We start from the raw sequence: 13,419 nt of genomic DNA on the forward strand, positions 1-13,419 counted from the left end.
TTGTTTCCTTGAAACTTGCCCCCCCTGCAAACGGCTATTGGCCGAATACAACGGAAACATCGAACAACTGAAAAGATTTTTCCAAAGCTCCCGAATTCACGATTTATTTTTTAGTTTCCTGTATCTTTTATTGAACGGGTACCAATTTTGACCCCGGCTTCTTAAAACCGCGGTCCCTTGTATACTCTGCTTTGTCTTCTTTTTGAACGTATATGTAAATAACCTAAAGATCGCTTTTTTCTCTTGCTGACAGTACTTATTTCCTGAAAGCGGGTGCAAAGATAGGGAGTCTTTTCTTACCATCCAAACAATTCAACGAAAAAAATCACACTTTTTTTACTCTTTTTTTTCGAACATCTATCAAAGGGAAGGGTATCAATCTATTATGAAAAATAAAAAAACAGGGAGAAATGACTCTTTTCACGGATAATAAAGGGTGAGGGGTTGATCCTAAAAGTGAAAAGATGTAATTTCTTCCCTCGAATCACATTTTATAAGTACTTTTGCATTAAAATCTGCATTACTATAATTCAGGATGCTTATTAATATAAATTAATTCAATTAGAACACTCAATTACATTAATATATAATGAAGGGTATTATTGATATCTTAAGACGGTTTTTACCTCCTTACAAGAAATATGTCATTCTGGCATTCATATTCAACATACTGACTGCAATACTAAATGTAATCTCATTTGCCACAATCATCCCTATACTTCAGGTTTTATTCAAAATAAACAAGAATACATTTTCCTTTATTCCCTGGGATAGCCCCGACTATTCATTCATGGATTTGACGCTCAATAATATGAACTGGTATATCACCCACCTCATAACTATCCATGGAAGCAGTTTTACCCTAATGGCACTGGCTACATTTCTTATCGTGACGACTCTCCTGAAAACCGGAGCTGCCTACCTGGGCTCTTATTGTCTTATTCCGATAAGGACAGGGGTAGTAAAGGATATCCGGAATCAGATCAACGACAAGGTACTCTCTCTTCCTATCGGCTTTTTCTCCGAAGAAAGGAAAGGAGACATTCTTTCCAGGGTATCAGGTGATGTAAATGAAGTAGAGAGTTCCATCATGAGTTCCCTTGATATGCTTTTCAAGAATCCTGTACTTATATTGATCTATTTGATTACTATGCTGATTCTGAGCTGGCAACTAACCCTTTTTGTCCTAGTTGTACTACCGATAATGGGGTTTGTGATGGGGCGTGTGGGAAGAAGTCTGAAAAGGAGTTCTTTCGCTGCACAGAATAAGTGGGGTGAACTGATGTCACAGATGGAAGAAACATTAAGTGGATTGCGGGTGATCAAAGCCTTTAGTGCAGAAAACAAAATCTCCGAAAGATTTCATACAGGGACGAATGAATTCCGGCGCATGACGAATAGGATCGCACGCAGGCAAACACTGGCACATCCCATGAGCGAGTTGCTGGGGACTATCACCATCGCCATCGTTCTATGGTTTGGAGGGTCATTGATACTGGAGGGCAACAGCCTTATCGACGCTGCTTCATTCATCTATTATCTTACCATATTTTATAGTATTATCAATCCGGCAAAAGAATTTTCAAAGTCAGCCTATGCTATCCAACGCGGATTGGCATCGATGGAGCGTATCGACAAAATATTGACGGCCGACAACAAGATCACCGACCCGGCACAACCTGTTCCCGTCACATTCAATTCTGATATAAATTATAAAGATGTATGGTTTAAATATGGCATAGATTGGGTCATTAAAGGAGTCAATCTAAAAATCGACAAAGGCAAGACCATTGCATTGGTGGGCCAATCGGGATCGGGAAAATCAACGATGGCCGACCTTTTACCCCGTTTCTACGATATCCAGAAAGGGGAAATCCTCATCGATGGAGTCAACATAAAAGATATGAGAGTGCGGGATTTAAGATCGCTGATGGGTTATGTAAATCAGGAAGCGATCCTGTTTAATGATACCATCTATAATAATATTGCATTTGGAGTTACCGAAGCCACCGAGAGCGATATTATCAATGCCGCGAAAGTAGCCAATGCCCATGACTTTATTATGGCTACCGAAAACGGATACCAGACCAATATCGGAGACCGGGGTGGAAAATTATCGGGAGGACAACGTCAACGCATCAGCATCGCGCGCGCCATCCTGAAAAATCCGAAGATACTCATATTGGATGAAGCCACTTCAGCACTCGATACCGACTCGGAACGCCTCGTACAGGAAGCATTGGAAAAATTGATGGAAAACCGCACTACCATTGTAATAGCGCATAGACTCTCCACAATCAAGAATGCTGATGAAATCTATGTGATTAAAGATGGTCAGATAGTAGAATCGGGGCAACATGCCACCCTCTATGCAGAAGGAGGATATTATACATCATTGTGCAATGCCCAGAGAGAGATTAGCCAAACGTCTACAACCTTTCTTCCGGAGTAAGGGTATCTTCCACAGATAGTCGTTCCAATAATCTGTCTACCACTTCAAAAGGTGAGTTAATACTCCGGAATTCGGGGACAATTTCCTTCATCTTTTTAACGGTACGCATATCATCATATTCGTATGAAATATGAATGAGTGTGTCCACTTTCCAACTAACCTCTTCATATTCATACTCACGGACATCGGCAATCATAATCTTCTCGTGGTAGGTAGGCTTGGTATGTTCTGCCTTATTAAGCAGTTCTTCATAGAGTTTTTCACCATGACGCAGTCCGGTAAATTCTATCTTGATATTCTTTGAACCGGACAACCGGATCATCCTTCTGGCCAAATCAAGTATCTTCACCGGCCTTCCCATATCAAAAATGTAAATCTCCCCCCCCCTACCCATTGCACCTGCTTCCAACACAAGTTGGCAAGCTTCCGGAATGGTCATGAAATAGCGAATGATCTCAGGATGGGTGACCGTCACCGGTCCTCCATGTTTTATCTGTTCCCTGAAGAGAGGTATTACCGAACCATTGGATCCTAACACATTTCCAAAACGGGTTGTAATAAACTGAGTTGTTTTCTTATGGTTTTTTGAGACATATTTTGCAAGAGATTGCACATAGATCTCACAGATTCTCTTGGAACAACCCATCACGTTTGAAGGATTCACCGCCTTGTCGGTTGAAACCATCACAAACTTATCGGCATTATACTTCACTGCCAGATCTGCCATAATCTTCGTTCCCAGGATATTGGTCTGTACCGATTCCGAAACATTATCCTCCATCATTGGCACATGTTTATATGCTGCTGCATGAAAAATATACTGGGGCCGCGTATGGGAAAAAACTCTTTCCATGCGGCTGGCATTACTCACATCGGCCACAATAACCTCCGCACGCATTTCCCTCCATTTATCTTTCAGTTCGAGCCTCATATCATGCAATGGAGTCTCCGCCTGATCTATAAGAATGATACTATAAGGGTTGAAGTTGGCCACCTGACGTACAATCTCGCTCCCTATCGATCCGGCAGCTCCGGTCACCATCACACGTTTCCCTTCGATATTGGAGGCAATCTTCAGCATGTTGACATGAATAGGATCTCGTGGTAGAAGGTCTTCGATCTGTACATCTTTCAATTCATTTTTACTCATAAGCATCCCATTCCACTCGTTGAGAGGAACAGTAGTAAGCAACGAAATATTATGATCCACGAAATTATTCAGCAGGTCGGAATTCTTAATCTCTTCCATTTGCAGAGGTGAAATAATAACCGTCTGTACATCTTTGCTTTCCAAAGTCCTGAAAAGGGTCTCGTTATTAGCATGAATTGTTACTCCCATCAATTCCTTGCCTACCATGTGACTTTCATCTGAAATAAATCCCGCTACCCGATAATTGAATTCACTGTTTCCTTTCAACGCCTTTGCAATGCTGATACCGGCCTCTTTGGTACCGTAAATGAATACATTCACTGGTTTCACGTTTCTACCTGTAATAAATTCATAAATTTCCTTTGTCAATATCCGGGAAAAGATCATCAGAAATATGTTAAGAAAGAAAATAGAGATAAAAGTAATATTATCAAGATGGAAAAAAGGGCGATGCCATTTCAGCATTGTAATGACAATATAGGTGATGCCATATGCCGGCACCAAAGCATAAGTGATCCTTATCAAATCGGTAAAAGAAGAAAATCGGAGGATTCCGCTGAATGTGCGGAACAAGATAAAGGTAACTGCACTGATAAAAACAAGGATTAATCCCAATGTAATAGCATCTGCTCTTACCTCTGGCGTAAGCCCGGCAAATCCATATCTTACCATATATATCGCCAGACACGAAAACAACACCATGAGGATATCAATCACGAAAATAGAGAATCGAGACAATACCCTGCTCGACAGGAAATTGTGTATCAGGTTGTTCATAAAGATCTAATTTTGCTTATACTCCCCGTTCACAATAGACTGATGCTTGGCCTTACCGGTCTCTATCAGTTCTATTCCCTTTTTGATCAAGGAGTCCTCTTTTTGGTAAGTTGCCCAGAAAGCTTCCTCTCCGAAAAAATTCCGTATAATGTATGCATACATTCCATTTTCCAACAACTCACTCGATTCCTGTACATAATAAGGCCTTCTTCTTATTCCATTATTATCGGCAAAACTCACAAGGTTCAATAACAACGGTTGCTGACGCAAATACCTGTACAGTTCCTGCCATGTCCCGAAACTGCTCAGTTTCTCCCGGTATGTATCGGAATAAAGCATGGCATATTTCTCATCCAACCGGTTATTTACGATCAAATTGTAATACAAATTGAAGCCGGTCGTATCGCGGGGCACAAATATATCCGGCATGATGCCCCCCCCGCCATATACCGTCCTTCCTCCTGCTGTCTGAAAAGGAATAAGATGATTAGCAACGGTATCTACATTGACATAGTCTCCTTCTATATAGCGGTTGATAGCCTCCATTTCATATTCATCATATTTACCTTTTTCATATCTCCGTTGGATAGATCTGCCTGAAGCCGTGTAATAACGGGCCATGGTAAGCCTCACCGCCGATCCGTCGGGAAAATTACGTTGCTCCTGCACCAATCCTTTACCAAAGGAACGTCGTCCAATTACCAACCCTCTATCGTGATCCTGAATGGCTCCTGCAAATATCTCACTGGCAGAAGCGCTTAACTCGTCAATGAGGACAATCACATCATCCTCTTTACAGGTACCCGATCCTTTGGCATATATGTCGGTCCTCGGAAAATTCCTTCCTTGTGTATACACAATCAGGTCACCCTTGTTCAGAAACTCATTGACCATGGCTACCACCACATCCAATGATCCTCCTACATTTCCTCTCAGATCAATCATAAAAGAGTTGGCACCCAAACTTTTCAACTTGGATATAGCAGAAATAAATTCACTGAAGGTATTGAACCCGAAGTTCTTACCCAATTTAATAAAACCTATCTTATCGGTCAGCATGTAGGCAGCATTGACACTGCTCATAGGAATATCTCCCCGGGTAACGATGACTTCTAATAAACGGTTACCATTGGCTCTGATAATCCCCAGTTTCACTTCCGACCCGGTTTCACCTCTTAATTTAGCCATAACCTCCTCATTGCGGAGTTTTGTCCCGGCAATTAAAGTATCGTTGACTGTTACAATCCTGTCCCAATGCATGATGCCGGCTGCCTCTGAAGGGCCCCCCGGCACAATACCGGTCACTACAATGGTATCTCTTAATACATAGAAGTTGACACCTATACCTGAGAAATGGCCTTCCATGTCTTCGTTCACCCATTTCATATCGGCCGCTGAGATGTAATCTGAATGAGGGTCAAGCTCCTTTATAATATTGGGGAGCGCATCTTCCACCAGTTGCCGCATATTCACCGTGTCGACATACGATTCATTGACATAGTTCAGTACAGCATCTATTTTGCCATAGCCTGCCACGCTTCCCGATCGTCCGAACTGGCTATATCTGCTTCCGATAAATATGCCCACTGCGATACCGACACCTAAGCATAGCGGTATCCATATCCTGGCTTTCTTACCTGCATCCATTCAATTACTCTCCTGTTACTATTTTGTCAATTTCTACCGATACAAGTTCAACATCAGCCCTGCTTAATAACTCTAATCCATCACTCAAACGGTAATTCTCAGAATAAACCACTCGCTTTATTCCTGCCTGAATAATTAACTTGGCACATTCAATGCAGGGTGAAGAGGTAACATACAAAGTGGCCCCCTCACTGCTGTTATTGGAACGTGCTACTTTAGTAATTGCATTCGCCTCTGCATGAAGCACATACGGCTTTGTTATTTCATTCTCATCTTCACATATATTTTCAAAACCCGAAGGAGTACCATTATATCCATCGGAGATAATCATCTTGTCCTTCACCAGAAGTGCACCTACCTTTCTACGTTTGCAGTAGGAATTTTCGGCCCAGATAAAAGCCATTCGCATATAGCGCCTGTCGAGTAGCACCTGTTTATCTCCGTTTTGTTCCATTTTCAAATTGCCTTTAAACTCATATCGAGACTTTTCACCGAATGAGTCAATGCACCCACCGATATATAATCCACCCCTGTTTCAGCATATTCCCGGATAGTGTCGAAAGTGATTCCTCCCGAGGATTCCAATTCCACACGACTGTTAACGGCTTTTACGGTTCTCACGGCTTCAAGAGTTTGTGCCGGCGTAAAATTGTCAAGCATGATCCTGTCTACCCCGCCTATACGAAGCACCTCCTCAAGCTCACGGGAATTTCTCACCTCTATTTCAATCCTGAGGTTTTTGTTTTTCTCCTTCAAATACTGTTGTGCGCCATGAATTGCGTTCTCAATTCCTCCGGCAAAATCCACATGATTATCTTTTAATAATATCATATCGAACAAGCCTATTCTATGGTTTTCTCCGCCACCAATCTTGACCGCCTGCTTTTCAAGGATACGCATCCCGGGCGTAGTTTTACGGGTGTCAAGCACCTTGGCCGACGTTCCTTTGAGTAATTCCATATAGCGGTGGGTAATGGTGGCAACTCCACTCATCCGCTGCATAATATTAAGGACCAGCCGTTCAGTCTGCAAGATTGAACGCACTTTCCCTGAGACAATAAAGGCAATATCACCGGGCTTTACATACGAACCATCACCCAAGAAAACTTCTACCCGTAATTGGGGATCAAAATCATGAAACACCTCTTTTGCCACATCTACTCCGGCCAGTATACCTTCTTCCTTGATCAACAATTTTGATTGTCCCTCTTCTGTAGCAGGAATACTACAAAGGGTGGTGTGGTCTCCGTCTCCAATATCTTCAGCAAAAGCCAATCGGATAAGGTTATGGATTAATTCTTTTTCTGTCATATTAAAACGATTATGCATCATTTTAGAATAAACAAACAATATAAAGGTTTTGTTATTCTTTTACAAGAAATTTAGTGCAAAAATACGAAATAAACAGTTACATTTGTCTGCATCAGTCGCTTTTTTCACAATTCACTTGGTATTCGGTTGATATCCGGCTGGTATTCAGAACAGAATGAAAATTATATTACTTTCCATAGGTAAGACAGATAATCCTCTTTTTTCTCAAATAATAGAAGGATACAGGAAGAGGATCAATTTTTATATTGGATTCGATATTCATAGTCTTCCTGATCTCAAAAATGCCAGGAACCTTTCAGAAAAAGAGCAAAAAAAACAGGAAGGGGAAAAATTGTTGAAATGGCTTCAGTCGTCCGACCATGTGGTATTGCTTGATGATAAAGGGAAACAATATTCTTCCATAGAGTTTTCCGGCTATCTGGAAAAAAAATCCTTTACCGCCGCCCGGAGACTGATTTTTATGGTGGGAGGGCCATATGGATTCTCAGATGAAGTCTATGAACGGGCTAATGAAACTATGTCACTTTCCAAAATGACCTTTACCCATCAGATGGTAAGGATGATATTCGTTGAGCAACTTTACCGTGCAATGACAATCCTACAAAACGAACCTTATCATCATGAATAAATAGTTATTTTTGCAACAAATTCAATTTACGCTATGATAAAAAAGAAACCAGTTCTTGCAGCGATATGGATCCTCATCGCACTGATTACAATAGCATCAGTAGTTGCACTGATTGTATTTCCACAATGGAAAGGCTTGTTTTTAGCCGGGAGTGGAGGTTTTCTCGTATTAAATCTCCTTCTCTCCATTTTTTTTATCAACAAGAATTTCAGAGGGTAGATAGCCTGTCAGCGTTCAAATTCAAAAGAGAGCATATTAAATATTTCTTTCTGTTGCGGATCGGAGGAATTTTCGAAAACGGCTATTCGCCGCATTACATTCTCCGCGTTATAGGAGGATATCCTACCAAAAAATTTCAGTGTATTCAATGCAGACTGACGGAGTAATAACGATTCGCTTTGAATATCCGCCATTGCCTTCTGCAATATATCCTCATTTTGTACCTGTGTCATTACATCAGGGCGAACAATGCATAATCGGGCAAAAAGCCAGTGCCCCGTGGTTTTAATATTTATATCTTCATCTCTGATCCATTCCTGTACTAATTCATCCGCATACGAAAGATTCTCAAAAAGATTCTTACAGGCTTGTTCACGGATTTCCTGATTAACGATCTCTCGCCCCCATCGGTCAGCATTCTTTTTTAGAAACTGATCCGGAGGACAAAGCATCGTAGCGAGTATCTTCAATTCCCGCACATCCTCCCTCCACAGGATTTCAGCCAATACTTTATCGGGTGTATACCTGAGGGCTATCTGTTTGAGGCGAAGAATATCCACTCCGAAGTTCATACGGTACTCCACCCCTTTGGCCCGCATACTTGCGGCAGTGACACCATTCATCGACATCCGCAAATCGGTGCGGATATTCCTTAAAATCGTTTCCATATTCAATCTCTTAGACTACAAAAATACGTTATTTCACAATGAATTTATAATTTTCAAACATTTTCCTTATATTTGCGTTATAACTAAAAAATATAAAATGATGAGGCTCCTCTTAATCAGTAACTCCACCAATCCCGGTGAAGGGTATCTGGAATATCCAAAAAACCAAATTAAAGAATTTCTTGGAGAAAAGGCAAATAACGTCCTTTTTATTCCATATGCAGCAGTCACTTTCTCATTTGACGAATATGAAGAAAAGGTAAATGCCCGTTTTGCAGAAATCGGCCATCACGTCACGAGTATCCATCGTTTCATCAATCCTGCAGAAGCAATCGAGAATGCCGATGCGATTGTTGTCGGAGGCGGAAATACATGGCAATTAGTAAAGATGCTTCAGGAAAAAGGGCTGATGAAGGTAATCCGGAAACAGGTAAAAAAAGGCACTCCTTATATAGGATGGAGTGCCGGTTCTAACATAGCCTGCCCTACCCTGCGGACCACCAACGATATGCCCATTGTGGAACCCCTGAAATTCAAAACGCTGAAATTGGTACCCTTCCAGATCAATCCTCATTATCTGGATGATCATCCCGCCAATCACGGTGGCGAAACACGGGAAGTGCGAATTAATGAGTTTATAGAGGTAAACCAGGATACCTATGTAGTTGGCCTCCGGGAAAGCACTATGCTTCTCGTCGAAAATGACGAAATAGAATTAATAGGTCCCCGCAAAGCCCGTATTTTCCAATATGGAGAAGTACCGTTCGAACTCTCCAGTGAAGATGACTTCAGCTTTCTTTTGCAACGGAAATGAGTGCCAATCACGTGGCCCTGCAACCGGGTGCGTCGAAATTCCGACGAATCATTAACGACAGTAGGTCGTTGGGGGTACTTTTGTTACTGTGCACCCTATTCTCATTGATTATTACAAATATCAAGGGAATAGGCTCGCTCTATTACGATTTCTGGGAAATGGAAATTCCCGGATTTCATCATCTACATCTGCCCCATTCGATCATTCACTTTGTGAACGACGCCCTTATGACGCTGTTCTTCTTTCATGTGGCAATCGATATAAAGAAGGAAATAACACAGGGAGAACTTTCTTCACCCAGCAGGATGATGTTTCCTTCTGTGTCGGCATTATTCGGCGTAGCTGTTCCAGCTATCATCTTTATCATAACTACAGCCGGCACAGCTTATACAAACGGATGGGCCATACCCACCGCTACTGATATAGCTTTCACCCTCGGAATGATAAGCTTGTTGGGCAAAGCGGTTCCTCATTCAATGAAAGTATTTCTGACAGCACTGGCGATCATAGACGACTTGTGCGCCATTCTCATTATTGCCCTGTTTTACGGTTCTTCGCTCTATTTTATCTGGTTAGCGGGAGTGGCAATTATGGCCATTGTCATTTTCCTGATCAACCGTAATTTCCACAGTAAACCCGTCTACATTATTACGGCTGCACTGGGTTTAGTTATGTGGTATTGCATGTACCGGTCCGGCATCCACGCTTCCTTTGCCGGAGTAATACTGGCTTTTATCCTTCCCATCAGCAAGATGCCGGCATTTGAGAAGAGGCTTAGTCTGCCCGTCAATTTCGTTATTGTTCCTCTTTTCGCATTGGCAAATACCAGCATTTTCATCACGCCCGCAGCAGTTTCAGGACTCACTTCACCGCTTTCCATTGGAATTATCCTGGGTCTTTTCCTTGGAAAACCTCTAGGTATTACACTGGCTGTTTTCCTGATGGTCAAGCTTCGGCTAGTCAGGTTGGCCAATGTCCGCTGGGCCCAATTCATTGGAATGGGCATGTTGGCAGGCATCGGCTTCACCATGTCAATTTTCGTTTCAAATCTTTCTTTTCCCGAAGACAAGATATTGAAAGATATCGCAAAACTGTCGGTATTGATTGCTTCGGCACTGGCGATGATCGTGGGATATATCTGGCTCAAGGCATTTTCCCCAAAAAAGGAAAATTCATGACATAAAAAGTCTAAAAACCACGATGCTGCATATTTCCAAAGATGGTATCGGAATGGAGTAACAGGTCGACATATTGAGCCCTCTTGTATACCAACAAATTATCATTTTTATTGAGTACACTGTCCGAGAGCTTGCCCCTGAACTGTTCAATTGAGTCATACCCTTTGCGTTCCATCCACTCCTCAAGTCCCCGGACCATTTCGGTAATCTGTTTTACCCCATTTTTGTAAACGGCGCTTACCGTTTGTATACATGTTGCACCGGAAAGGATCAACTTGATCATATCTTCGCTGTCGAAAACACCCCGGCTGCCACAGATACTGGCATTTACACGGCCATAGAGCATTCCTGCGATACGGAGCGACTTTTTATAGTCTCCTTTCTTACTAAAGTTAAAAGCTCTTTTATGGGTCTCCTTTTCAATATTGATATCGGGCTGGAAGAAAGAATTAAAGAGTACCATTGCATCCACACCCGCTTCATCAAGACGTTTCGCGAAATGCAGGATATTGGTGTAATCGGCACTGAGTTTTACACTTACCGGTATGGAGAGTTGTTTTTTGACTTCTGTCACCATATCGATCTGCCTTTTTTCAATTTCAGCAGCATCAAGGTCAAACCGGGTAGGAGTCTGGTAAAGATTGAGTTCTATCCCGTCCACACCGGTTTCTTCTATTAGCCGGGCATAACGAAACCATGAGGAATCATTGACCGCATTCAGACTGGCAATCATAGGCACCGAAAGGTTCTCTTTGGCATTCCGTATCTTCACAAGGTAATACTCTATCTCGGAACGGTCAATATCGGGATGAAGCGAAGTCATCTCCGCATGGATATCGTTATACTCCTCTTTTAATTCATCGAATTGCAGATCTTCCAATTGTATCTGTTCTTCGAAGAGTGTTTTATACACTATTGCAGCAGCTCCTGCCTGTTCTGCTTTTTTCAATGACTCAACTTCAGAGGATAATTCCGATGCCCCAAGTATGATCGGGTTTTTAAGCGAAATACCCATGTAGGATGTTTCCAGGTTCTTCATATGACTCTATTTTTTTATACTTATATTATGTTTCAGACAAAGTTATACTTTTTTCACGAAAAGACAAGATCGGAATATAAAATAGTTTCAATAAGCCTTTTTCAAGGATATTCATACTTGTTTGTAAATATTTTTGTGTGTGAAACGGTAAAATGGTAATTTTGTTACCGTATTGCGCGGTGTACGCTAGTATACGGAAATTTTCAAGGAAGCCGACCCGTAGAGATGCAATCTAATCTCTACGAGAAAATAAATGTCTATCAGAATTTGGTGATACATAGATAGTAAATATTCGGTTCAAAAACAAAAGTTGTAAAAGGATGAATAAATCAACGGCAAACTTTCTGACAGTGTTTATTCCTAACAGATCAAAAAGAGAAAAATGGCGTGATGAGCTGATAAAATTCGACCTCTCTTTTTCTATACGCAAAGGAATCGCAGAGATCGTGGCAGGAGTCATTCCGCACAAAATGACGAGGAACCAATGGCGGGGAATTCTGCGCTATGGACCAATACAGGCTCTTAAACTCCGCAGGAAAGTATATCGCAACAGAGCGGTAGCTCCGAAATATTATCTGGCTGTTTGTGCAATGGCAAAAAACGAAGGCCCTTATTTTAAGGAATGGATAGAATGGCATCATCATTTAGGTGTGGAGAAGTTTTACATATATGACAACGAAAGTACGGACAATACAAGAGAAATACTGGCTCCTTATATCGAATCAGGATTGGTGGAATATATCTTCCGGAAAGGGGTAAAACAACAACTCCCCATCTATGATGACTGTCTGGATAGACACCGTTTTGACGCACATTGGATTGCGGTAATTGACCTGGATGAATTCATAGTACCGGTACAAGACAAAACTATTCCCCAGTTTTTGAGCCGATTCGAAGATGCATCTGCGGTAGAAATTAATTGGTTGATATATGGCAGTGGCGGTGCCCGGGAAAAAGAGCCCGGAGGAGTCATGACGCGATTCAAAAGACATGCGGAACTAAACCACATCTCAAACAGGCATGTAAAAAGTATTGTCAATCCACGTCGTGTTCTTTCATTTATCGGTGCCCATGAAGTGTCAAGAATGTCCGGAAAGACTTTTGACTCGCACGGTCAACCGGTTCGAAAGCATTTCAGGGATCGTGAGCCCCAACACGATGTAATCCGCATCAACCATTATGCGGTAAAATCTTACGAGGAATTTCTGGAAAAACGTGCCAGAGGCCGGTCAAGGAAACTCGGCATCCGGAATTTGGACTATTTTGAACAACACGACCTCAATGATATAGAGGAGTGATACCAACCCTTTATCAACGGACGATTACAAAGAAAAAAGGGGACTTTTCCATAAAATTACAGAAAAGTCCCCTTTGGTACTCGGAGCGGGACTTGAACCCGCACAACCGTAATGGTCACAAGATTTTAAGTCTTGCGTGTCTACCATTCCACCATCCGAGCAAACCTTGAGCGGAAAACGAGACTCGAACTCGCGACCCTAACCTTGGCAAGGTTAT

The 13,419-nt window shown here is 41.9% G+C and carries 11 protein-coding genes and 1 tRNA gene; 5 read left to right on the forward strand and 7 right to left on the reverse strand.

What is annotated here, in order from left to right:
- Positions 1-589: 589 nt before the first annotated feature.
- Positions 590-2,452, forward strand: a complete 1,863-nt coding sequence (locus B4G81_RS11050; RefSeq protein ID WP_294082464.1) for an ABC transporter ATP-binding protein — start codon at positions 590-592, stop codon at positions 2,450-2,452.
- Here the strand turns inward: B4G81_RS11050 and B4G81_RS11055 are convergent.
- The 4 genes from B4G81_RS11055 to nadC are packed head-to-tail and all read right to left on the reverse strand — an operon-like array spanning position 2,430 to position 7,337.
- Positions 2,430-4,379 carry a polysaccharide biosynthesis protein gene (locus B4G81_RS11055; RefSeq protein ID WP_294082467.1) on the reverse strand — a complete coding sequence of 650 codons (1,950 nt, stop codon included), beginning with the start codon at positions 4,377-4,379 and terminating at the stop codon, positions 2,430-2,432. The genes B4G81_RS11050 and B4G81_RS11055 overlap by 23 nt on opposite strands.
- 6 nt (positions 4,380-4,385) lie before the next feature.
- Positions 4,386-6,026, reverse strand: coding sequence for a S41 family peptidase (locus B4G81_RS11060; protein WP_294082469.1), 1,641 nt, complete (start codon positions 6,024-6,026; stop codon positions 4,386-4,388).
- A 4-nt stretch (positions 6,027-6,030) separates the two neighbouring features.
- Entirely contained in the window at positions 6,031-6,480 is a 450-nt protein-coding gene (locus B4G81_RS11065) for a dCMP deaminase family protein (RefSeq protein WP_294082471.1), read from the reverse strand.
- Positions 6,481-6,482: 2 nt separating this feature from the next.
- A complete protein-coding gene (nadC, locus tag B4G81_RS11070) occupies positions 6,483-7,337 on the reverse strand; it encodes a carboxylating nicotinate-nucleotide diphosphorylase (RefSeq protein ID WP_294082473.1) in 855 nt (284 codons plus the stop codon).
- 175 nt (positions 7,338-7,512) lie between these two features.
- Between nadC and rlmH the strand changes: the two genes are divergently transcribed.
- Positions 7,513-7,986, forward strand: a complete 474-nt coding sequence (gene rlmH, locus B4G81_RS11075) for a 23S rRNA (pseudouridine(1915)-N(3))-methyltransferase RlmH (RefSeq protein WP_294082475.1) — start codon at positions 7,513-7,515, stop codon at positions 7,984-7,986.
- Between the two features lie 227 nt (positions 7,987-8,213).
- Here rlmH and B4G81_RS11080 read toward each other — a convergent pair whose 3' ends face one another.
- Positions 8,214-8,873 carry a DNA alkylation repair protein gene (locus B4G81_RS11080; RefSeq protein WP_294082476.1) on the reverse strand — a complete coding sequence of 220 codons (660 nt, stop codon included), beginning with the start codon at positions 8,871-8,873 and terminating at the stop codon, positions 8,214-8,216.
- Between the two features lie 100 nt (positions 8,874-8,973).
- On the opposite strand from B4G81_RS11080, the gene pepE reads away from it, so the two are divergent.
- A complete protein-coding gene (gene pepE, locus B4G81_RS11085; protein ID WP_294082488.1) occupies positions 8,974-9,687 on the forward strand; it encodes a dipeptidase PepE in 714 nt (237 codons plus the stop codon).
- Positions 9,684-10,865 carry a Na+/H+ antiporter NhaA gene (gene nhaA, locus B4G81_RS11090; protein WP_294082480.1) on the forward strand — a complete coding sequence of 394 codons (1,182 nt, stop codon included), beginning with the start codon at positions 9,684-9,686 and terminating at the stop codon, positions 10,863-10,865. Before pepE ends, nhaA begins: the two co-directional genes overlap by 4 nt.
- A gap of 10 nt (positions 10,866-10,875) precedes the next feature.
- On the opposite strand, the gene B4G81_RS11095 is transcribed toward nhaA, so the two are convergent.
- Complete coding sequence (locus B4G81_RS11095) at positions 10,876-11,904, reverse strand: dihydroorotate dehydrogenase-like protein (RefSeq protein WP_294082484.1); 1,029 nt, start codon at positions 11,902-11,904, stop codon at positions 10,876-10,878.
- Between the two features lie 320 nt (positions 11,905-12,224).
- Here B4G81_RS11095 and B4G81_RS11100 point away from each other — a divergent pair, with 320 nt between their 5' ends.
- The gene (locus B4G81_RS11100; RefSeq protein WP_294082486.1) at positions 12,225-13,202 is read left to right on the forward strand and encodes a glycosyltransferase family 92 protein; all 978 of its coding nucleotides are present in this window, start codon (positions 12,225-12,227) and stop codon (positions 13,200-13,202) included.
- A gap of 74 nt (positions 13,203-13,276) precedes the next feature.
- On the opposite strand, the gene B4G81_RS11105 is transcribed toward B4G81_RS11100, so the two are convergent.
- Positions 13,277-13,363: transfer RNA gene (locus tag B4G81_RS11105), tRNA-Leu, on the reverse strand.
- Positions 13,364-13,419: the final 56 nt, after the last annotated feature.

The sequence above is a fragment of the Proteiniphilum sp. UBA5384 genome (assembly GCF_002410825.1).
In the GTDB taxonomy this organism is placed as follows: Bacteria; Bacteroidota; Bacteroidia; order Bacteroidales; family Dysgonomonadaceae; genus Proteiniphilum.

What these genes read in the sequence shown, in the direction of transcription:
- B4G81_RS11050 (WP_294082464.1), top strand. Translation starts at nt 590, where the DNA reads ATGAAGGGTATTATTGATATCTTAAGACGGTTTTTACCTCCTTACAAG.
- B4G81_RS11055 (WP_294082467.1), bottom strand. Translation starts at nt 4,379, where the DNA reads ATGAACAACCTGATACACAATTTCCTGTCGAGCAGGGTATTGTCTCGA.
- B4G81_RS11060 (WP_294082469.1), bottom strand. Translation starts at nt 6,026, where the DNA reads ATGGATGCAGGTAAGAAAGCCAGGATATGGATACCGCTATGCTTAGGT.
- B4G81_RS11065 (WP_294082471.1), bottom strand. Translation starts at nt 6,480, where the DNA reads ATGGAACAAAACGGAGATAAACAGGTGCTACTCGACAGGCGCTATATG.
- nadC (WP_294082473.1), bottom strand. Translation starts at nt 7,337, where the DNA reads ATGACAGAAAAAGAATTAATCCATAACCTTATCCGATTGGCTTTTGCT.
- rlmH (WP_294082475.1), top strand. Translation starts at nt 7,513, where the DNA reads ATGAAAATTATATTACTTTCCATAGGTAAGACAGATAATCCTCTTTTT.
- B4G81_RS11080 (WP_294082476.1), bottom strand. Translation starts at nt 8,873, where the DNA reads ATGGAAACGATTTTAAGGAATATCCGCACCGATTTGCGGATGTCGATG.
- pepE (WP_294082488.1), top strand. Translation starts at nt 8,974, where the DNA reads ATGAGGCTCCTCTTAATCAGTAACTCCACCAATCCCGGTGAAGGGTAT.
- nhaA (WP_294082480.1), top strand. Translation starts at nt 9,684, where the DNA reads ATGAGTGCCAATCACGTGGCCCTGCAACCGGGTGCGTCGAAATTCCGA.
- B4G81_RS11095 (WP_294082484.1), bottom strand. Translation starts at nt 11,904, where the DNA reads ATGAAGAACCTGGAAACATCCTACATGGGTATTTCGCTTAAAAACCCG.
- B4G81_RS11100 (WP_294082486.1), top strand. Translation starts at nt 12,225, where the DNA reads ATGAATAAATCAACGGCAAACTTTCTGACAGTGTTTATTCCTAACAGA.